Source organism: Serratia sp. K-E0102, from assembly GCF_029962625.1.
GTDB lineage: Bacteria > Pseudomonadota > Gammaproteobacteria > Enterobacterales > Enterobacteriaceae > Serratia > Serratia sarumanii.
The window spans coordinates 3,734,224-3,753,893 of sequence record NZ_CP124754.1 but is presented as its reverse complement, the minus strand read 5'-3'; the positions used below and the strand labels follow the sequence as shown (position 1 = coordinate 3,753,893).

Annotated in this window: 18 protein-coding genes; 8 read left to right on the top strand and 10 right to left on the bottom strand. The window is 58.0% G+C overall.

Annotated elements, in window-relative coordinates; all coding sequences use genetic code 11:
- Positions 1 to 235 precede the first annotated feature (235 nt).
- Both SSARUM2_RS17910 and SSARUM2_RS17905 read right to left on the bottom strand, forming a co-directional pair.
- Positions 236 to 787, bottom strand: coding sequence for a LuxR family transcriptional regulator (locus SSARUM2_RS17910; RefSeq protein WP_033648805.1), 552 nt, complete (start codon positions 785 to 787; stop codon positions 236 to 238).
- 531 nt (positions 788 to 1,318) lie between these two features.
- Entirely contained in the window at positions 1,319 to 1,750 is a 432-nt protein-coding gene (locus SSARUM2_RS17905; RefSeq protein ID WP_033635490.1) for a GNAT family N-acetyltransferase, read from the bottom strand.
- A 284-nt stretch (positions 1,751 to 2,034) separates the two neighbouring features.
- Between SSARUM2_RS17905 and ypfM the strand changes: the two genes are divergently transcribed.
- Positions 2,035 to 2,094, top strand: coding sequence for a protein YpfM (ypfM, locus tag SSARUM2_RS24380; RefSeq protein WP_100396732.1), 60 nt, complete (start codon positions 2,035 to 2,037; stop codon positions 2,092 to 2,094).
- Between the two features lie 126 nt (positions 2,095 to 2,220).
- On the opposite strand, the gene acrD is transcribed toward ypfM, so the two are convergent.
- Entirely contained in the window at positions 2,221 to 5,358 is a 3,138-nt protein-coding gene (acrD, locus tag SSARUM2_RS17900; RefSeq protein ID WP_033635489.1) for a multidrug efflux RND transporter permease AcrD, read from the bottom strand.
- Between the two features lie 293 nt (positions 5,359 to 5,651).
- Between acrD and SSARUM2_RS17895 the strand changes: the two genes are divergently transcribed.
- Positions 5,652 to 5,930: a helix-turn-helix domain-containing protein gene (locus SSARUM2_RS17895; protein ID WP_004941750.1), complete on the top strand. Its 279-nt coding sequence runs from the start codon at positions 5,652 to 5,654 to the stop codon at positions 5,928 to 5,930.
- A gap of 32 nt (positions 5,931 to 5,962) precedes the next feature.
- Here SSARUM2_RS17895 and SSARUM2_RS17890 read toward each other — a convergent pair whose 3' ends face one another.
- The 3 genes from SSARUM2_RS17890 to SSARUM2_RS17880 form a co-directional block, all read right to left on the bottom strand.
- On the bottom strand, positions 5,963 to 6,595 hold the full coding sequence (locus tag SSARUM2_RS17890) for a response regulator (protein WP_033635488.1): 633 nt from the start codon (positions 6,593 to 6,595) through the stop codon (positions 5,963 to 5,965).
- A 161-nt stretch (positions 6,596 to 6,756) separates the two neighbouring features.
- A complete protein-coding gene (gene narQ / locus SSARUM2_RS17885; RefSeq protein ID WP_060439484.1) occupies positions 6,757 to 8,433 on the bottom strand; it encodes a nitrate/nitrite two-component system sensor histidine kinase NarQ in 1,677 nt (558 codons plus the stop codon).
- A 260-nt stretch (positions 8,434 to 8,693) separates the two neighbouring features.
- Positions 8,694 to 10,340 (bottom strand): M60 family metallopeptidase, encoded by a 1,647-nt coding sequence (locus SSARUM2_RS17880; protein ID WP_125460803.1) that lies wholly within the window; start codon positions 10,338 to 10,340, stop codon positions 8,694 to 8,696.
- A 235-nt stretch (positions 10,341 to 10,575) separates the two neighbouring features.
- Between SSARUM2_RS17880 and nudK the strand changes: the two genes are divergently transcribed.
- Complete coding sequence (gene nudK, locus SSARUM2_RS17875; protein ID WP_033635486.1) at positions 10,576 to 11,151, top strand: GDP-mannose pyrophosphatase NudK; 576 nt, start codon at positions 10,576 to 10,578, stop codon at positions 11,149 to 11,151.
- Between the two features lie 50 nt (positions 11,152 to 11,201).
- On the opposite strand, the gene tkt is transcribed toward nudK, so the two are convergent.
- The 3 genes from tkt to SSARUM2_RS17860 form a co-directional block, all read right to left on the bottom strand.
- Positions 11,202 to 13,196, bottom strand: coding sequence for a transketolase (gene tkt / locus SSARUM2_RS17870; protein WP_060418201.1), 1,995 nt, complete (start codon positions 13,194 to 13,196; stop codon positions 11,202 to 11,204).
- 18 nt (positions 13,197 to 13,214) lie between these two features.
- Complete coding sequence (gene tal, locus SSARUM2_RS17865) at positions 13,215 to 14,165, bottom strand: transaldolase (protein WP_033635484.1); 951 nt, start codon at positions 14,163 to 14,165, stop codon at positions 13,215 to 13,217.
- Between the two features lie 257 nt (positions 14,166 to 14,422).
- Entirely contained in the window at positions 14,423 to 15,016 is a 594-nt protein-coding gene (locus tag SSARUM2_RS17860) for a lytic polysaccharide monooxygenase (RefSeq protein ID WP_060438421.1), read from the bottom strand.
- A gap of 404 nt (positions 15,017 to 15,420) precedes the next feature.
- On the opposite strand from SSARUM2_RS17860, the gene SSARUM2_RS17855 reads away from it, so the two are divergent.
- Complete coding sequence (locus tag SSARUM2_RS17855; protein ID WP_033635481.1) at positions 15,421 to 16,362, top strand: LysR family transcriptional regulator; 942 nt, start codon at positions 15,421 to 15,423, stop codon at positions 16,360 to 16,362.
- Positions 16,363 to 16,447: 85 nt separating this feature from the next.
- Here the strand turns inward: SSARUM2_RS17855 and SSARUM2_RS17850 are convergent, their stop codons facing one another.
- Positions 16,448 to 17,947, bottom strand: coding sequence for a glycosyl hydrolase family 18 protein (locus tag SSARUM2_RS17850; RefSeq protein ID WP_049195469.1), 1,500 nt, complete (start codon positions 17,945 to 17,947; stop codon positions 16,448 to 16,450).
- 292 nt (positions 17,948 to 18,239) lie between these two features.
- Here SSARUM2_RS17850 and SSARUM2_RS17845 point away from each other — a divergent pair, with 292 nt between their 5' ends.
- Genes SSARUM2_RS17845 through SSARUM2_RS17830 form a run of 4 tightly spaced genes read left to right on the top strand, consistent with a single transcriptional unit; the run spans position 18,240 to position 19,488 of the window.
- On the top strand, positions 18,240 to 18,566 hold the full coding sequence (locus tag SSARUM2_RS17845; RefSeq protein ID WP_004936551.1) for a phage holin, lambda family: 327 nt from the start codon (positions 18,240 to 18,242) through the stop codon (positions 18,564 to 18,566).
- A complete protein-coding gene (locus SSARUM2_RS17840; RefSeq protein ID WP_021505638.1) occupies positions 18,556 to 18,957 on the top strand; it encodes a M15 family metallopeptidase in 402 nt (133 codons plus the stop codon). The genes SSARUM2_RS17845 and SSARUM2_RS17840 overlap by 11 nt, the downstream gene beginning before the upstream one ends.
- Positions 18,954 to 19,334, top strand: a complete 381-nt coding sequence (locus SSARUM2_RS17835) for a DUF2570 family protein (RefSeq protein ID WP_033635477.1) — start codon at positions 18,954 to 18,956, stop codon at positions 19,332 to 19,334. The genes SSARUM2_RS17840 and SSARUM2_RS17835 overlap by 4 nt, the downstream gene beginning before the upstream one ends.
- Positions 19,315 to 19,488, top strand: a complete 174-nt coding sequence (locus tag SSARUM2_RS17830) for a hypothetical protein (RefSeq protein ID WP_033635476.1) — start codon at positions 19,315 to 19,317, stop codon at positions 19,486 to 19,488. Before SSARUM2_RS17835 ends, SSARUM2_RS17830 begins: the two co-directional genes overlap by 20 nt.
- Positions 19,489 to 19,670: the final 182 nt, after the last annotated feature.

Genomic DNA, 19,670 nt, shown 5'->3' with positions numbered 1-19,670 from the left:
CGTCGAGTCGATACTGGGCGGCGGGCGCGGTCTTAGGCCTTCTCGCCGCCCGGCGATAGCAGAGATAATGCCAGTAAAGCGGCGGCGAGATCCAGACAACGATGCGCGCGAGATGCGATTGAGCACCAGGGAGAGAAGTTGGCAATGTGGTTGAACGGCAGACTTCGCCGACGGTGCTTGTAAAAGACGTCGGCGAACGCGTTCAGCCGCCAATGCGGATCTGGGCTCAGAGGAACTATTCTTTATTAATTTTTATATTTAATCGATCGGTTAAACACCGTACGCGGGTAATATGCAACAGCGGTTTTATTCTGCTGGCGCCAAGCTTTTTCATGATTCTCGATTTGTAATGATTGGCGGTTTTGTTTCTTATATTCATAGCGTTGCTGATATCGGTCAGCGATTTTCCCGTCGACCACTCCGACAGGAAAAGGGACTCACGCCGGGAGAGCTGCGGCGGCTCGGTATAGTGACTGTAGCGCGTATATAAATCGCCGATCAGGTGGCTGAAACGGCTTAAAGATATAAGGTTTGATAATATAATGGTCTTATTGTCGACAATCACCATCTCATGTGGACAGTCGGTAATAATGACTATTTTGTAGGTTTTGGGGTTGGCATATTCATCGCGGTAACGCGCTTCAAAATTGGCGAGGGTGACATCGATAAAGCAGACCCTTCTGCGGTTAAAGTCGGCTGGCGTGTTTTTTTCTGACCATGTTTGATTTATCAGTTGTCTGATACCGATAATGGTATAGGTACATTCGCTGAAAATATCGATCTTCATATTATTATAATCCTTTATTTTTTATTCCCGGTGGCGACGGTTATCTTAAAGTATAAAAATAGAAATAATCGAAATAATTAAATGTTGAATTATTTCCGATGATGAATCTCAACATTTACCTATACCGCTGGTTTAGTCAGTTTGTTTTTTATTTGATTGATAATCAAGAGATAAATAGGATTAATAAAAAGTGCCGCAAGAGGGGTAGAGGTTTTTAAATAGATGCCAGCTATCAATCAAGGAGAATTAAAAGGAAATATCATAGATTATTCCTATCGTAAATTAATATTCGATCGTTTTTACCGATCTTTTGGTTCGTGATATCTTTGTAAGAGGTCTAATGACTAAGAAATATCTCTGACAGGAAGTTCAAACGTTTTCTCATTCATGGTTACAGAGGTGAATAATAGTGAAAATAAAAAGTTAAAAGAGAGTGTGTGTTTTTTCTGGGGCGTTTTGGCTAAGCGTTTTATCTGTCTCAAGCATATCGTCAGCTGTATTCTTCTGAGAAAAGTATTTTGATCAAGATGATCAGCGGATATAACCGCCGTTTTGCAACCGTTGCAGTGAGGCGCCGTCCGCATACACCATGCCGGTGGTCAAATCATGAAAGCCGTACTTTTTATAGAAGGCCAGTTTTTCCGGCACGGAATAGATGAAAATCTTGCCGAGCGGCGCCAAATCTTGCATCACCCGATCCATCAACCGGCGCCCCAGCCCTTGCCCCTGAAAGCGCGGATCGATCGCCACGTCGGCCAGATAAGCCACCGAGGTCAGGTCGCTGATGGCGTGCGCGGTGGCGATCAGCTCGTCGCCGATAAACCCCCAATAGCAAAACTGGCTGTGTTGGTAAACGCGCCGCAGGGTGTGCGGATCGCGCTTGCCCAGCCCGGCGGCCTCCAGCAATTCACACAGCCGCTGCCAGTCGATGGCGCGGCGGTTCGGGTCGGTGATAATTTCCATCGTTTTCCTCTAACCAATAAGACTGAGGTCGGCGGCATAGTGCCGAATGGCGCGCTGATACCCGCGGATGTCGGCGCTCCATTGTCGTATTTTTATACCTTTTACACGCTACCGCGGAGAAATTGATATCACAAGGGAATAGCAGCACTGAGTATTGATCAGATAAATACGAAAATGTGCGCTAAGCCCGGTTTCCGGGCCCGGCATCGTTCCCGTTTCCCTTCACATGGTCAAAAAACAGGCGTAGAATCCGCTTCGTCAAATAATTGAGGTTGTAAAGTATTATGGTTGATCGTGAATTAGGAAACTGGAAAGACTTCATTGATGAGATGTTGGGCAACTGACACAGCGTTGAAGCAGATGGCAAGGTTGAGTCATTGGAAAGTCACTGAAACACCTTGGGAACGAGATTATCGTTCGAAATAAAGCAGCATCGGTAACCCGACGCTGCTTTTTTTATGCCCAGGCTATCACTCCCCGGCGGCCGTCGTATTGCCTGCCGGATGCGCTTTGCCCGGGAAGCGGCGGCGCACCAGCACGAAGAACAGCGGCACGAAGAAAATCGCCAGCAGGGTGGCGGAGATCATGCCGCCCATCACCCCGGTGCCGACCGCATGCTGGCTGCCGGAACCGGCGCCGCTGCTGGTGGCCATCGGCAGCACGCCGAAGATGAACGCCAGCGAAGTCATCAGGATCGGCCGCAGACGCATGCGTGATGCGTCGAGCGTCGCGGACATCAGATCCTGCCCTTTGTGGTTCAGCTCGTTGGCGAATTCGACGATCAGAATGGCGTTTTTCGCCGACAGCCCAATGATGGTCAACAGGCCGACCTGGAAATAAACGTCGTTCTCCAGGCCGCGCAGCCAGGTGGCGGCGACCGCGCCGATCACCCCCAGCGGCACCACCAGCATCACCGAGAACGGTATCGACCAGCTTTCATACAGCGCCGCCAGGCACAGGAACACTACCAGCAGCGAGATGGCGTACAGCGCCGGCGCCTGCGAGCCGGACAAGCGTTCCTGGTAGGAGAGCGCCGTCCATTCCAGCCCGAAGCCGGTCGGTAACTGGCTGACCAGTTTTTCCATTTCCGCCATGGCGGTGCCGGTGCTGACGCCGTTGGCCGCCTCGCCGACGATTTCCAGCGCCGAGTTGCCGTTATAGCGTTCCAGCCGCGGCGAGCCGTATTCCCAGTGTGAACTGGCGAAGGCCGAGAACGGCACCATGCCGCCCGCGCTGTTGCGCACATACCATTTGTTGATGTCTTCCGGCAGCATGCGGAACGGCGCGGCGGCCTGCACGTAAACTCTCTTCACCCGGCCGCGATCGACGAAGTCGTTGACGTAGGTCGAACCCCAGGCGGTAGAGAGGGTATTGTTGATGTCGTCGATAGATACGCCCAGCGCCTGCGCCTTGCGCTGATCGATATCGATCTGCAGCTGCGGGCTGTCGTCCAGGCCGTTGTGGCGCACGCGCGACAGCAGCGGATTTTGCGCCGCCAGCTGTAACAGTTGGTCGCGAGCCGCCATCAGTTTGGCGTGCCCCAACCCGGCGTGATCTTCCAGTTCCATGTCGAAGCCGGAGGAGTTGCCGAGGCCGGTGATCGCCGGCGGGCTGCTGGCGATCACTCGCGCTTCGTTAATCTTGTTGAATGCCAGCGTGGCGCGATCGATGATGTCGAACGAGCTGTTGGCGCCCGAGGTGCGCAGATCCCAGTCTTTCAGCCGAACGAACAGACGCGCCACGTTTTGGCCGTTGCCCCCCGGCCCGGAGCCGATGATGGCGAACACCGACAACACGTCCTGTTTCTCTTCGGTGAGGAAATACTGCTCAACCTTTTCCACCACTTTAGAGGTTTGCTGCAGGGTCGAGCCCGCCGGCAGCTGTACCTGTACGGTGAAGATGCCGCGGTCTTCCTGCGGCAGGAACGAGGTCGGCAGCTTGATGAACAGCAGCGCCATGCCGCCGAGCAACAGCAGATAAATCACCATGTAGCGGCCGCTGGCGTGCAGAATGCGCCCCACGCCGCGCTCATAGCGTTCGGCGTTGCGGTTGAACATGCGGTTGAACCAGCCGAAGAAGCCGCGCTTGCCGTGATGGTGCCCCTTGGCGATCGGTTTGAGCAGCGTGGCGCACAGGGCCGGGGTCAGGATCATCGCCACCAGCACCGACAACACCATGGCGGAAACGATGGTGATGGAGAACTGGCGATAGATGGCGCCGGTGGTGCCGCCGAAGAACGCCATCGGCACGAACACCGCCGACAGCACCAGGGCGATGCCGACCAGCGCGCTCTGAATTTGCCCCATGGATTTGCGCGTGGCTTCACGCGGCGGCAGGCCTTCTTCGCTCATCACGCGTTCGACGTTTTCCACCACCACGATGGCGTCGTCCACCAGCAGGCCGATCGCCAGCACCATGGCGAACATGGTAAGGGTATTGATGCTGAAGCCGCAGGCGGAAAGGATGGCGAAGGTGCCCAGCAGCACCACCGGCACGGCGATGGTGGGGATCAGCGTGGCGCGGAAGTTCTGCAGGAACAGATACATCACCAGGAACACCAGCAGGATGGCTTCCAGCAGCGTTTTCACCACGTCCTTGATCGAGGCTTTGACGAAGGGGGTGGTTTCATAGGCCACTTTGGCCTCCAGCCCGTGCGGGAAGTATTGCGACAGCTCGGCGATCTTGTCTTTCACCAACTGGTCGGTCTGCAGTTCGTTGGCGCCGGAGGCCAGCTTGATGTTCATGCCCGCGGCCTGCATGCCGTTGTAACGGCTGAGGTAGTTGTAGTTTTCGCCGCCCAGTTCGACGGTGGCAACGTTGCCCAGCGTCACCAGCGAACCGTCCTGATTGACCCGCAGGGTGATTTGGCGGAACTGTTCCGGCGTCTGGAGCTGCGACTGGGCGTTAATGGTGGCGTTCAGCGCCTGCTTATCGACCGATGGCGTGCCGCCCAACTGGCCGACCGCGACCTGGGCGTTCTGCGACTGAATGGCGCTGACCACATCCTGGGTGGTCAACTGGTAGCTGTTGAGCTTGTTGGGATCGAGCCAGATGCGCATGGCGTATTGCGAGCCATACACGTCCATGCTGCCGACCCCGTTGATGCGGCTGAGCGGATCCTGCAGGTTGGAGACGATGTAATCGGCGATGTCCTGCCTGTCCATGCTGCCATCGGTGGAGACGAACGCCACCATCATCAGCGTGGTGTCGCCGGATTTCGAGACCGTCACCCCCTGATTTTGCACCGCCTGCGGCAGGCGTTTGATCGCGGCCTGCAGCTGGTTTTGCACCTGCTGCATCGCCTCGTTGGGATCGGTGCCGGCTTCGAACGTCAGCGTCACGGTCGCCTGGCCGGTATTGGTGCTCTGCGACGACATGTACATCATGTTGTCGAGGCCGGTCATATTCTGTTCAATGATTTGGGTAACGGTGTTTTCCAGCGTTTGCGCCGAAGCACCTGGGTAAGTTGCGCTGATGCGCACGTTCGGCGGCGCCAAATTCGGGTATTGTTCTACCGGTAAAGAAAAAATCGCCAACGCCCCGGTCAGGCAAAGAATAATTGCCAGCACCCAGGCGAAAATCGGGCGATCAATAAAAAAATTGGCCATGCAGCGCGAACCTCGTTATGACTTGTTCTATCTTTAAAACGCATCGGAAATATGCATTTCAGCGGCAGGGAAGGATTCCGGCGCTATTGCACTTTACTCGGGATAGCCGAGGAAAGCGTGGAGAAAAAAAGGAGATAGTGTAAATAACGGTAGCGGAAAACGGCGTGGGCGTATCGGCGTCGGTAATTGTACGCTATTAAGACATTTTTATTACTATCAAAGGCCTTGCGCATTTTTTCGCCGCAGGGAATCGAAAAGTAAAAACTGGCCTCACCTTACAGCAGGAGCTTGGCATGGGAATTAACCCGGTATTTGCCCGTCGGCTTTATTTATGCTGGCTGATCAGCCACAGTGAGCGGCCCAATGTGCCGCGGTTGATGGCGCTGACCGGCTGGCCGCGCCGTACGTTGCAGGATGTGCTGAAGGCGCTGCCCGGCATGGGCGTCGAGCTGCAGTTCGTGCAGCAGGGCGTGCGCAACAACGACGGTTTCTATCAGTTGGAAAGCTGGGGGCCGTTCAACAAGAGCTGGGTACACCAGCATCATCAGGCGCTGCTCAGCGCCATCGAGTAAGCGGCCCCGGCGGATCGGCCGGGGCGGGGCGATCAGTGGCTTTTGTACTCCAGGTACATCACCGTCGCCGCCACGCGAGAACGCACGTCCAGCTTGCGCAGTATGTTACGGATGTGTACCTTCACGGTTTCTTCAGAGATATGCAACTGCGCCGCCACCTGCTTGTTGGACAGGCCGCGCGCCACCTCTTGCAGGACGTCCAGTTCGCGTTCGGTCAAGGCGGCGAAGGGATCGCGCTGCTCGCTGCGCGCCAGCAAATAGTCGGCCATCGCGTCGCTGATCACGTTCTGGCCCTCGGCGGCGGCGCTGATGTGCTCCAGCAGTTGTTCGGGTTCGCTGTCTTTCAGCAGATAGCCGTCGGCGCCGGCGTCGATCAGCGCATACAGATCGCTGCGCGCGTCGGAGACCGTCAGCACGATGATGCGCGCGTCCACGCCTTCGTCGCGCAGGGCCCGCAGCGTATCCAGCCCCGACATGCCCTTCATGTTCAGATCCAACAAGATCACGTCCGGAGCGTGCTGCAGCGCCAGCGCAACCGCCTCGCTGCCGTTGCCGGCCTCTGCCACCACGCCAAATCGCGCATCCAGTCCCAGCAGTTGTTTGATGCCGCGCCGCATCAACGGATGATCGTCAACGATCATGACTCGGTATTGCTTCATCACCATGAAATATGCTCCCTGTAGCAAGTAAAGCCACTCAAACGCGCCCGGAGGCGTGCTTCACAGTGGGACTGTCTCTTCAAAAATAGCGGCATTCTGCACCGCAAACCTCTCCGGGCGGCCTTCAGGCCGGCGGCAACCGTAACGCAGAGTGAACAGCCGTAAGGTCAGGGCGAGAATGTCAGGCAGACCGCCGTGCCGCCGCCGCTTCTGCGCCGGATGCGCAGCGTTCCTCCCAGTCGCGCCGCGCGTTCGCTCATGATGGTCAAGCCGTAATGCCCTTCCGGTTCTTCCAGACTGGCGATGCCGCAACCGTCGTCGGTAATGCTGAATACGTTGTCGCCTGCGGCGTTGACCTCGCAACATACCGCGATCTCGTTCGCTCCGGCGTGCTTGACGGCATTGAGCACCGCCTCGCGCACGATCTGCAGCGCGTGCACCTGCTGCTGGGCGTTGAGCGCCTGCGAGGGCAGCCGACAGTGTAACTGAATCCGCGCGGGGGTTAGCGCCTTTAATGGCTGCAACAGTTGCTCCAGCGCGGCATTCAGGTCCGCCTCCTGAATGTTGAGGCGGAAGGTGGCCAGTAATTCTCTCAGCTGGCGATAGGCATCGGCCAGCGTGCGATCGAAATCGTCGATAATCGCCTGCGCCGCCGGATCGTCGGCGGCGCGCCGGAGCAGCGTCAGCTGGATGCGCAGGAACGACAGCGTCTGCGCCAGCGAATCGTGCAGCTCGCGTGCGATGGTTCCACGCTCTTCCATCAACAGCAGATATTGGTGCTGCTTTTGCGCCCGGTTGAAGTAGACGCCGCGCCCCAGCATGTTGGCCAGGCTCTGCATCAGGTGAGGATGCGGCGGCTGCGCTTCGGGCTGCCATCGCAACTCGCCCAGCAGTTTATCGCCTTGGGTGATCGGCAGCGCGCTCCAGGTTTGCGCCGGCGCCGGCTCTCCTTCGTTCAGTTGCCACTGGCCATGATCGTCCGCCACGTTCAACCGGATGCAGCGCAGTCGTTCACTTTGGCGCACGATGCGCAGCGCATTTTCGAACGCCTGCTGATCGATCTGACGCACGCTCAGCGCCTGCGAGCAGCGATAGAGCACCTCCAGCGTGTCGTTGGCCTGCTGCAGGCGCTGGGTCTTTTCCTGCACTTTCAGCTCCAGCGACTGATAGAGGCGGGCCAGCTCGTCAGACATGGCGCTGAAGGTTTGCGACAGCACGCCGAGCTCGTTCGGCAGCGCCACGTCCAGCTGCGGATGGCGAAAGTCGCGCTGTTGCACGCGCTGGCTGGCGTCGACCAGATGCTGCAGCGGCGTGACCACCTGGCGGCGCATAAAGCGGATGCAGAACAGCACCAGACCGATGATGGCGGCGTAGCCCAGTACGCTGACGGCGGCCACCAGGGTGAGTTTCAACTCGGAATAACGCTGCAGAGCGGAAACGAAATGATCGACGCGGTTGACGTAGCCGGCGACCTCAGCCCGGTAGGCGGCCGCCTGCCCGTCGCGGATCTGCCGCTCCATCGTTTGCCATGTTCGTTGCAGCGCCAGATAGTGGTTGCGCACCTCGGCCGGGACGTAAAAGCGCGCCAGCTTTTGCAACGCGGGCGCCTGCAAAGATTGCCGATACTGCTGCAGGTGCAGCTCCAACTCCGGGCTCTGCCGCTCGAGATCGAAGGCCAAGCGGTAGCTTTGCATGCGCAGCGAACCGGCAATGTTGATCGCCTCGGCATCGCTCTGGCTGCCGGCGACGGTCGTCAACGCCAACCCGGTGGCGAGCACCGACAGTATCACGATGCCGAACAGCGCTCTGGCCAGGCTGCCGGTCACGGAACGTTTAACAAGCAATCACGGAATCCTTTTCTCTCAGGTGAGGCGCTTCGCCAGTTTCATTCGAAAGCAAAACTATAACTTTTGCAACTAAATTGCACCGCGATTTGTATCAAGTTGTCAACAAAACGGGAACAATTGTCGTTGTGTAATCAAATGAATAGCGAAATGCCCGCCGATGTTCAGCGGCGGGCCGGTTTTCTCTGAAGATTTGCCTTTAGCGAGGATGAAATCAGGCAGAAGGCCCCCTGTTTCTGGGGGCGCTTTATTGCCGCGCTTCAGGGTGTCGGCAGATTCATCGCGGCCACCTGCTTCGCTGCGTGGTCGCTGAAGCGCAGCCCCCAGCGGGTGAAGTACTCGCGCAGATCCTGCCCCGCCTCCCGGCTGTAGACGACCACGCTGAAGTCGATGACCTTCTGCGGCGTGCCGAAAACGTATTTATACTTATCCTGCATGGTGTTACCCGGCGCCGCGAAAGTCTGCTTCAGCCGTTCCTGATTAATCCGCGGGAAGAAGGATTCATCATAAGCGTGCAACAGATGGGTAAAAAACCCCAGCGCGACATCATGCTGCTTCTTCGGGAATTCGTCATAGCGCACTTCTGATGCGAGGAACTTACGCACCGCATCCCGATCCCACTCCTTGTCGGCGCCCAGTTTGCAGGTTGGGCCATAGTCGAAATCGTTGCGTTCCGACAACAGGCGGCAAGCCAGTACCGAATAACGGTTGACCTGCACTTCGGGGAATACGTTGTATTCCCACTGCGGTTCGTTCTCATGCCCCAGTTCGTGCCAGAGTCCCCAGTGGGCGGCGTTGGCGCGGGTGGTCTTGTCGGCGAAGAAACCGACGTTGACCGCGCCCTCGCGGTATTCGGCGCTGCAGCATTTGCTGTAGTTGAGGAACAGGGAACCCTGTGATGCCGTGAACATCTCGTGGGTGCCGTCCATGCCGTTCACCGCTTCATACAGCGCGGCGATGCTGAGGCTTTCCCCCAGCGATTTATTGATGATCTCCTGCGTTTTGTCGGTGATTTTCTTCGGTACGAAGTGGTTGGATTTACCGTCATACAACACGGCGCCGCCCAGGATGCCGGCGCCGGCCTTCTGTTGCTCCCAGTCGCCTTGCGTATTCTGACCGAGAATGTGCAGGTTACTGTCGCCACCGCCGCTCACCTCTAACCGGACAAATTCGCCGTTTTGCTGTTTTTGCGGATGGCTGCAGCCTAAGGCCAGGACGCCGGTTTGCGCGAAGGTATAAGTGGTCTCCTTGTTGGCATCAAGCTTTCGTTTGTTCGAGTAGATGTTGTCAACGTTATCGAAACGGGCGCTGGTCGCCGCAAAACATGAGCTGCCTGCCGGAATAGTTCCGGCTTTTATCGTGACGCTGTCGCCCTGATTCCCCAGCGTGCGGGTGTAGAAGAAAATTCCGCGCGCCATGCTGCCATACAAGGAGTTGTACCAACTGGCGGCGTGAACGATCGGCAGCCGGTAGACATTTGGCGTGTCTGACGGGTACATCTGCATGGTGCGTTTGAGCCAATACAGCGGCGTGCGGGCATCTTGCGAGTCCGCCAGCGCCTGTTCGGCGTCCTGATTCAGCGCATCCAGGCTGGTGCCGATGTAACGCAGCGCATCGTTGAATCCCTCCTGCTCGGCATAGGCTTGCCACCAGGGAGTCTCCTGGGCGGCACACTGGCCGAGGTTTTGCCAGGGTTCGCCGACCCAACCGGCTACGCCGGGGATATGGTGTTTTTCTGCCCACCATTTATTGGCGAACAGCGTATTGTCCTTTATGACCTGCGTGCCTTTGATGGCGTAGGTTTTAGCCGCCCATTCCGGCACGTTGGCGCAGTCCGCCGCCTGAGCGCCGGCGCTGGCCATCAATAAAAGGCTTAATGGTAACAAGCAGCGATGAGTCAGTTTCACGTTGGTTTTCCCTAAAGAGGCGTTGAAAAGTAAAATAGGCGCGTGTTATTAGGATGATATTGGCGCTATCCCTTATGGTTTTTTTTCAGGGTTTCCGCTACTTAGATGTGCTTACTTTAAGATGATTTCAGGTCGGGCCGCCGCCGGGGCCGATGATGTTTTGTTGCAAATCGTCTGCCGCGGCGCGGCGTAATCGCGGTATGATCTTCAGGTTGCAACTCAAGGAAAAAGGGTCATGTCGTCGAAAATTGAGAATGTGAAGAAAGAGCTGCTGTCGGACAACTGGTATGTGCTGCATAAGTATACGTTCGATCTGAAACGCAAAAACGGCGGTTCGGTGCAACAGATGCGCGAGGTCTACGATCGCGGCAACGGCGCCACCATTTTGCTGTACAACCGCGCCAAGGGCACGGTGGTGCTGACCAACCAGTTCCGCATGCCGACCTATGTCAACGGCAACGAGAGCGGCATGCTGCTCGAGGCCTGTGCCGGCCTGCTGGACGCCGATTCTCCGGAGCAGTGCGCGCGCCGCGAAGCGGTGGAAGAGACCGGTTTTCAGGTGGGCGAGGTCAAGAAAATCTTCGAAGCCTACATGTCGCCGGGCGGCGTGACCGAGATCGTGCACTTCTTTATCGCCGAATACCATGACGATGAGCGGCGCGCGGCCGGCGGCGGCATTGAAGATGAAGATATTGAAGTGATCGAACTGCCGTTCAGCGAAGCGGTGGCGATGATCGCCGACGGCCGCATTAAAGACGGCAAGACCATCATGCTGCTGCAGTATTTGCAGATCCATCGGGTGATGGCATAAAAAAAGCCGGTCACGATGACCGGCTTTCTTATTGGCTGGTGCCAGGCCGCTTACTTCAGCAGCGCCTGCGCCTTGGCCACCACGTTGTCCACGGTGAAGCCGAACTCGGCGAACAGCTGCTCCGCCGGCGCCGACTCACCGAAGGTGGTCATGCCCACGATGGCGCCGTTCAGCCCCACGTACTTGTACCAGTAGTCCGCGATACCCGCTTCCACCGCCACGCGCGCCGTTACCGCCGCCGGCAGCACCGACTCGCGGTACGCCGCATCCTGCTTGTCGAACGCGTCCGTCGACGGCATCGACACCACGCGCACCTTGCGGCCCGCCGCGGTCAGCTTGTCCGCCGCTTCCACCGTGATGCCCACTTCGGAGCCGGTGGCAATCAGGATGACGTCCGGCGTGCCCGCGCAGTCTTTCAGCACGTAGCCGCCGCGGTACACGTTCGCCAGCTGCTCTGCGCTGCGCGGCTGCTGGGTCAGGTTCTGGCGCGAGAACACCAGGGTGGTCGGGCCGTCGTTGCGCTCGATGCCGTACTGCCACGCCACCGCCGATTCCACCTGGTCGCACGGGCGCCAGGTGCTCATGTTCGGGGTCACGCGCAGGCTTGCCAACTGCTCCACCGGCTGGTGGGTCGGGCCGTCTTCGCCCAGACCGATGGAGTCGTGGGTGTAGACGAACACGTTGCGCAGCTTCATCAGCGCCGCCATGCGCACCGCGTTGCGGGCGTATTCCACGAACATCAGGAAGGTCGCCGAGTACGGCAGGAAGCCGCCGTGCAGCGCGATGCCGTTGGTGATGGCGGTCATGCCGAACTCGCGCACGCCGTAATGAATGTAGTTGCCCGCCGGGTCAACGTTCAGCGCTTTCGAACCGGACCACATGGTCAGGTTGCTCGGCGCCAGGTCGGCAGAGCCGCCCAGGAACTCCGGCAGCACCTTGCCGAACGCTTCCAGCGCGTTCTGCGACGCCTTGCGGCTGGCGATGTTGGCCGGGTTGGCCTGCAGTTTTTCCACGAACGCCTTGGCGTCGGCTTTCCAGTCGGCCGGCAGCTCGCCGTTCATGCGGCGCTTGAACTCGGCGGCCAGCTCCGGGAAGGCCCTCGCGTAGGCGGCGAATTTGTCGTTCCAGGCCGCTTCTTTGGCCTGACCGGCTTCCTTGGCGTCCCACTGGGCGTAGATGTCCTGCGGGATTTCAAAGGCGGCGTATTTCCAGCCCAGCGCTTCGCGGGTGGCGGCCACTTCGGCGGCGCCCAGCGCGGCGCCGTGCACGTCATGGGTGCCGGCCTTGTTCGGCGAACCGAAGCCGATAACGGTCTTGCACATCAGCAGCGACGGCTTGTCGGTCACCTTGCGGGCTTCTTCAATCGCGGCCTTGATGGCGTCCGGGTTGTGGCCGTCGACGTTGCGCACCACGTGCCAGCCGTAGGCTTCGAAGCGCAGGGCGGTGTCGTCGGTGAACCAGCCGTCGACGTGGCCGTCGATGGAGATGCCGTTGTCATCGTAGAAAGCGGTCAGCTTGCCGAGCTTGAGGGTGCCGGCCAGAGAGCAGACTTCGTGCGAGATGCCTTCCATCATGCAGCCATCGCCCATGAAGGCGTAGGTGTGGTGGTCAACGATGTCGTGGCCCGGGCGGTTGAACTGCGCCGCCAGGGTGCGTTCGGCGATGGCGAAGCCGACGGCGTTGGCAATGCCCTGGCCCAGCGGGCCGGTGGTGGTCTCAACGCCCGGGGTGTAGCCGTACTCCGGGTGGCCCGGGGTTTTGGAATGCAGCTGACGGAAGTTTTCCAGCTCGCGCATCGGCAGGTCATAGCCGGTAAGGTGCAGGAGGCTGTAAATCAACATGGAGCCGTGGCCGTTGGAGAGCACGAAACGGTCGCGGTCAGCCCAGTGCGGGTTAGTCGGGTTGTGGTTGAGGTAGTCACGCCACAGGACTTCGGCGATGTCCGCCATGCCCATAGGGGCACCCGGGTGGCCGGAATTGGCTTTTTGTACGGCGTCCATGCTGAGTGCGCGGATGGCGTTGGCAAGCTCTTTACGAGAAGACATAACGAAACTCCAGTGCGGTTACAGTTGAGCGGCCAACATGTCTTCCAGCTTCTGCTGGTCGACGGCGAACAGGCGAATGCCTTCGGCGAGTTTTTCCACCGCCATGGCGTCCTGGTTGTGCAGCCAGCGGAACTCCGCTTCGGCCAACGGGGCCGGTTGGTGGAAGCCCTCGGTGGACGGGGTCAGCTTGCGCTCGACCGGCTGGTCGCTGTTTTTCAGCTGTTCCAAAAGGTTCGGCGCGATGGTCAGGCGATCGCAGCCGGCCAGCGCCAGGATCTGCTCAACCTTGCGGAAGCTGGCGCCCATGATCACCGTCTGGTAACGATGACGCTTGTAGTATTCATAGATGGTGCGCACCGATTTCACGCCCGGATCCTGCTCGGCGTCGTAGTCGGCGGCAGGCTGTTTGGCCTGATACCAGTCATAGATGCGGCCGACGAACGGCGAGATCAGATACACGCCGGCTTCAGCGCAGGCGCGGGCCTGGGCGAAGGAGAACAGCAGCGTCAGGTTGGTGTTGATGCCTTCTTTTTCCAGCTCCTCGGCGGCTTTGATGCCTTCCCAGGTGGAAGCCAGTTTGATCAGGATGCGCGATTTGTCGATGCCCTGTTCTTGATACATGGCGATCAGCTTGCGCGCTTTGGCGACGCACATGCCGCGATCGAACGACAGGCGGGCGTCCACTTCGGTGGAGATGCGGCCCGGCACGCTTTTGAGGATCTCGACGCCGATATTGACCGCCAGCTTATCGCTGGCGTTGATCAGCTGGGTTTCCTTGCTGCCGCCCTGGCGGCGGGCATAGTCCAGCGCTTCGGTGATCAGCGCCTTGTACTGCGGCAGCGCGGCGGCTTTCAGGATCAGCGAAGGGTTGGTGGTAGCGTCCTGGGGTTCGAACTGGCGGATGGATTCGATATCGCCGCTGTCGGCGACCACCGTGGTCAGCTGCTTGAGTGCGTCTAATTGATTCATTGATAAGCTCCTTGACCAAGCTCAACGTAGGGAAATGAGAACCTTTTTCATCATAGGGGGAACACACTGCATCATCGGGTCGGGAATGAAAATGCGCTTTTTCTGATTGTTGCGATGGATAATAACAATGAATGCCGAGTAAACCCAGGCGGGGCGCGGTTTACGGCGGGGGAGGCGAGGGGGGCGGTGGCGCGAGAGCCAAAAAAAGAAGGGTTCAGCGCCAGGCTGAACCCTCAAAGATGGCCTCATTTGGCCGATTATTTGCTCAGGTTGACGTCGATCGCCTGATAGAAGGCGTTGGCGGTGTCGGCTACATCCCACACGGCAAGGATCACGTGCGAACCGCTGCGATCTGCCGGTATATTGCACTGGTGGGTAACCTGTGCGGCAGGGATGGCGCCGCCGTCGTTGAACTGGCAGAACGGCGTCAGGTCAAAGGAGGCGCGGGTCAGCGGCTGCGAAGCGTCCCAGTTCGGCTTGGTGATGAAATAGCGCCAGCTGGTGGTGCTGTGACGCGCGGTCAGCTTCCAGGTAAAGGAGTTCGGGCCGGTTTTCAGGTTGAGCTTGTTCCAGCGCGTCGGCGTTTGCTGATCCAGTTCGAAGAAGGTGGATTTGTCGGCGCTGGCGATGTGGCCGTCAGCCGGGCCGGCCTGCGGGAAACCTTTCAGGCCTTCGACGCTCTGCGGTTCATACTGCACGCTGCCGCACTGGGTGTTGAGCTGCAGTTTGCACTGATAGGCGCGGCTGGCCGGCGATTCGACATAACCGTGAGCATTCGCCTGTTGCGAAACGCCGAACATGGCTGCGCTCAGCAGGCCCAGAGAGAATATGGTACGGGAAGTTTTGTTCATAAGTCACTCCTGACTGAAATTATGTTGTAAGTTGAGCGTATTTCACCGACAAAATGAGAGGCTAATAACGTAATTGGAAATAACCCTTCTTGTCGGCTTGTTTTATTTTTATCATTCTGGTCGTGCGGCAGAGCGGAATGTTTTAACGGCTATTAACGAAAATTATTATGATGACGATCTTTGATCGTTAGGCTGAATTTATTTAACTGTCACAATGCAAAAATAGAGCGCTATGATGAATTTTATATCAGGTCGTGATGAATAGTATTTAAGATAGCGCTCTCATTTATGAAGTATATTGCTTGTTGCCTTGAGTATCCTTGTTCGATTTGATCGATTTTTGTGCGCCACCACCTTGGGAATTTAGTGTCATTTTTCTTGTTTTATTTTAAAGAGGAATTTGTATGACTAGATTATCCCTGGACGCTATTAAAATAATCAGCACCATTAAGAGCACCGGCTCTTTCTCTATGGCGGCGGAGGCGCTGCATAAAACGCCTTCGGCAATCTCTTATCGGGTTTCCAATATTGAAAGCAAACTCTGCGTGAAACTTTTTCATCGCAATGGCCCCATGATTACCCTGACGGATGAAGGGGAATTTCTCCTGCAGGAGGGCAGCTGGATATTAAATGCGGTGCAGGATCTGGAAAGCCGGGTAAGAAACATCCCCAAGCTGGACAATAATATCCGCCTGGCGGTGGATACCTTCTTCCCGTTGGAGACCCTGACGCAGGATATCCGCGACTATATTCAGCATTGCCCGAACGCCAATATCTCGGTGCAGCGGGAAGCGCTGAACGGCACCTGGGATGCGCTGAAGAACAACCGGGCGGATCTGATCATCGCCATCGGCCAAATCCCCGACAGCGTACAGGCCAAAACCCTGATGCTCGGCAAGCTCAACTTTGTGCTGTGCGTGTCGCCCTCGCATCCGTTCGCGGCGCAGAAAAAGCCGGTGTGCAAGAAGCAGCGCTTGAACGACATCGTGGTTGCGATCGCCGACAGCAGCCATGAACTGCCCAAACGCAATCACGGCACGTTGCCTTTGCAGCGCCAACTGGTGGTGTGCGACGTGGAAAGCAACCTGGCGCTGCTCAAACGCGGCATCGGCCACGCTTTTCTGCCGCCGTCGCTGATCGAAAAGGAACTGGCCAGCGGCGAACTGGTGACGGTGCCGGTGGAGATGCAAAAGGGCGACGAAATGATTTGGCTGGCGTGGCATCCGGCCAGCAAGGGCGCCGGGTTTAACTGGTGGCATGAGCGGCTGACGCGCAAAAGCGATGTTTACAGCCTGATGGGCCGCGAAGTGGTGCGGGATGGCGGCTATCCTTGGTGCCACAACTGAAGGAATAGAGACGAAGGGACGCGAAAATCAAACGGTTAACTCAATGAAAACCCCGCAGCGCTCGGCTACGGGGTTTTTTTATGGTTTACGCTACGCGGCCCACCTTCAGCCAGGCGCTGTCGGAGCCGGGCGCCGAGGTGATGTAACCCCATTTGGTCTGCCAGACGTAACCCTGATAGGACACCAGCGCGCCCTGCGCGTAAGTGGTGCCCGGCACGTAGGCCGGCGCGGTCATGATCGGCAGGTTGCCGGGGCCGACGCCGGTGTAACGCAGGCCGGTGCCCATATCCAGCTGGCTGTCGTCGTAGTCCGCGGCGTTGAAATAGCGATCCAGCGCGGCCAGCAGATCGCCGTTGTGGTTGTCTTGCCCCAGATGCCAGAACATCACGCCGCCCAGCTGCTGCTGCTTGATGTACTTCGCTTTGTATTTGAAGCTTTCGGCATCGTCATAGGTGACGAACAGCCCGTTCTGCGCATGATACAGGTAAGGGGTTTTGGTCTTGTCGTTCCACAACCGCTGATAGCCGTAGTTGCCCTGCAGCATCTGCTCCAGCTGGCGATAGGAGGCGATGCGCGGATCCTTGTCGCGCACGCACTCTTCGCAGCCCACCAGCCAGTAATCGGTGCCCGGATACGGATCTTCGCCCGGCGTGCTGTGGCTGCTGTACTGGCCGCCGTTGCTGCCGCTGACGCCCTTGAAGGCGCGGCCGTAGAAGGGGACGCCCATCACGATCTTGGCGCTCGGCACGCCTTCCATCATCAGGTGCTGCTGCACCGCGGCGTCGACCGTCAGGCTGAACGGGCTGGGGAAGGCGCGGGTCAGCTCTTCCCAGCTCCAGCCCAGATTGGCTTCGCGCAGCGCGTTGTAGAAGGTCGGCCCGGCCGCGTCGCCGAACAGCGCCGCCTGGTGGTTGGTGATCTTCTCCCAGGGGCCGGCCAGATCGTAGGTCATCAGGTTGATGTAATCGAGCGGCGCGACGATCTGCGCCAGCTTGCTGTAATAGCGCGACAGGAAGAAGGCGCCGCCGGCGCCGGCGATGGTCAACTGATACGGCAGCGCCTGGCGGCCGTCGGCGACGGTTTGCTGATTCAGCAGGGTGCGGATCTCTTGCAGCGCGGCGATGAAACCGTCCACTTCTGATGCTTGCGGGTACTCCCAGTCGATGTCCACGCCGTCGAAGCCGTAATCCTTCATGATGCGCACGCAGGATTGGGCAAACTTGGTGCGCGAGGCCGGGGTTTTCACCGCGTTGACGTAGTTGGCGTGCGACACGCCCAGATCGTTGGAGTAGTACCAACCGCCGATGGAGAACATGATGCGCAGGCTGGGATTGTGCGCCTTGAGCGCGGTCAGGCGGTTGACCACATCGCGCGCCTTGGCATCGTTGGTGGCCGGATCCCAGGCGCATTCCAGGTTGCTGTTGATATCCAGGAACGAGAAGTTGATGTGCGTCAGCTGTTTGGCTTTGGCCGGCGTGATGTTGGATACCGGGAACGGCACGATGGACGTATCGGACTCGGTGTAATTATTGATTTGGTTGGTCGGAATAAAATAATACCCAATAACGGCTTTGCGTGTGGACATGGTATTTCTCCAGAGTGGATGTTTTTAAGATGGGACATATTTCCCGCAGCCATTAATGTTTATTTTTCGTGAAAACGAAAGTCGAAATAAATCACGATAACAATGAAAATTTATTCATTGCCGTCAACATTGGCGCTTATGCGTTGTGCCAACGCTCAGCATGAATGAATTCGACCATAGGGCCTGTATTTATTCATTTGCTTTGTAATAGCATCCTTAACTAGATTCTGATTATCCGATGTCCCACCGGCCGTGATTGGCATTTAATTAAAAATAAAAAAGGAGATGAGCTATGTCCAGCATAGAGCCTGACGCTGTTGGCTTAATAGTCCAGCGAGTATGTGAATATCTTCAGCCGGTATTAAACGCCATTTTGGCCGGCGTTATGGCGCTATTGCACGGCGCTTACCGCAACGTGGGCATTCGGCGCCGTTTATTGAATGCGGCGATGTGCGCGTTATTGGCCTGGACGGTGCGCGATGCGCTGGCGCTGATGGGCCTGGAATTAAAGTGGGCGAATTTGGCCAGCGTACTGATTGGCTTTATGGGGGCAGATTACATCAACGCCTTAATTAAAAAGTTCATCGGCAAAAAGACGGGGTTTAAAAATGTTAAATGACATCGAAGAGATTCGTTTTACCGCCCGCAGCGAAGAGAACCTGCGCGGCGTGCACCCGGATCTGGTGCGCGTTATTCGTCTGGCGCTGCGTTATTCGCTGGTGCCGTTTTCCGTCAGCGAGGGGCTGCGCAGCATGGCGCGCCAACGGGAAATGGTGCGCGCCGGCAGCAGCCAAACGCTGCGCAGCCGCCATCTGACCGGCCACGCGGTGGACGTGGTGGCGATGCCGGCGGGTGTGGTCTCCTGGGAGTGGGATTACTACGCGCAGATTGCGGTGGCGGTGCGGCGCGCGGCGCGTGAATGCGGCATCAACGTCGAATGGGGCGGCGAGTGGAAAACCCTCAAGGATGGCCCGCACTTCCAGCTGGCGTTCCGGGACTATCCGGCATGAGCGGCTGGCTGCAAAAACTGATGCAGGGCGGGTTGCTGCTGCTGTTGCTGGCGGCCATCTGCCTCGGCGGCTACAGCTCGCTGCTGTCGCACCAGTTGGCGTCCGCGCGCCAACAGGCGGCGGAGCTACAGAAAAGCCTGGCGCAGCAGGCCGGGCTGATCGCCACCCTGCAGACCCAGGATGCGCAAAACCGCGCGCTGATGGCGGCGCAGCAGCGGCAGGAACGGCAGCTGCGCCAACAACACGAGGCTTATCAGAGGAAATACCGTGAAGCGATTAAAAACGATCCCTGCGCCGCTCAGCCTCTGCCTGGCGCTGTGCTTGAGCTCCTGCGCCCGGCCGCCGGCGCCGCAGGCCGTGCCGCTGTTGCCCCCTGAATCGGTGTTCGCGCCCTGTGAGCAACCGCAGCTGCAAGGGGAGACCTGGGGCGATGCGGTAAGCTATACCCTGGCGTTACAAACCTCGTTACACATTTGCGCCGGCCAGGTGGAGACGCTCAACGCTTGGCGCGCCACGCTGCCGCCACGCTGACGGCGGCGCTTCTTCGACTCGTCTCGCGATCCTTTTTTTACTTTTAAAACGGTCTTTCGGCCAAGGTTATGGCGCGCTTCAAAGTTTGTGATGTTTCTCTCACTATACTTCAAGGCTGCGCCCTGTCATTGTACTTGGGCGCCACGGCCCACGGCAGGGCGCAGCCTCAAAGCCTTACCTCA

Excerpts from the sequence above, each read along its gene's own strand:
- SSARUM2_RS17910 (WP_033648805.1), bottom strand. The coding sequence starts at position 787 with ATGAAGATCGATATTTTCAGCGAATGTACCTATACCATTATCGGTATC.
- SSARUM2_RS17905 (WP_033635490.1), bottom strand. The coding sequence starts at position 1,750 with ATGGAAATTATCACCGACCCGAACCGCCGCGCCATCGACTGGCAGCGG.
- acrD (WP_033635489.1), bottom strand. The coding sequence starts at position 5,358 with ATGGCCAATTTTTTTATTGATCGCCCGATTTTCGCCTGGGTGCTGGCA.
- SSARUM2_RS17895 (WP_004941750.1), top strand. The coding sequence starts at position 5,652 with ATGGGAATTAACCCGGTATTTGCCCGTCGGCTTTATTTATGCTGGCTG.
- SSARUM2_RS17890 (WP_033635488.1), bottom strand. The coding sequence starts at position 6,595 with ATGGTGATGAAGCAATACCGAGTCATGATCGTTGACGATCATCCGTTG.
- nudK (WP_033635486.1), top strand. The coding sequence starts at position 10,576 with ATGTCGTCGAAAATTGAGAATGTGAAGAAAGAGCTGCTGTCGGACAAC.
- tkt (WP_060418201.1), bottom strand. The coding sequence starts at position 13,196 with ATGTCTTCTCGTAAAGAGCTTGCCAACGCCATCCGCGCACTCAGCATG.
- tal (WP_033635484.1), bottom strand. The coding sequence starts at position 14,165 with ATGAATCAATTAGACGCACTCAAGCAGCTGACCACGGTGGTCGCCGAC.
- SSARUM2_RS17860 (WP_060438421.1), bottom strand. The coding sequence starts at position 15,016 with ATGAACAAAACTTCCCGTACCATATTCTCTCTGGGCCTGCTGAGCGCA.
- SSARUM2_RS17855 (WP_033635481.1), top strand. The coding sequence starts at position 15,421 with ATGACTAGATTATCCCTGGACGCTATTAAAATAATCAGCACCATTAAG.
- SSARUM2_RS17850 (WP_049195469.1), bottom strand. The coding sequence starts at position 17,947 with ATGTCCACACGCAAAGCCGTTATTGGGTATTATTTTATTCCGACCAAC.
- SSARUM2_RS17845 (WP_004936551.1), top strand. The coding sequence starts at position 18,240 with ATGTCCAGCATAGAGCCTGACGCTGTTGGCTTAATAGTCCAGCGAGTA.
- SSARUM2_RS17840 (WP_021505638.1), top strand. The coding sequence starts at position 18,556 with ATGTTAAATGACATCGAAGAGATTCGTTTTACCGCCCGCAGCGAAGAG.
- SSARUM2_RS17835 (WP_033635477.1), top strand. The coding sequence starts at position 18,954 with ATGAGCGGCTGGCTGCAAAAACTGATGCAGGGCGGGTTGCTGCTGCTG.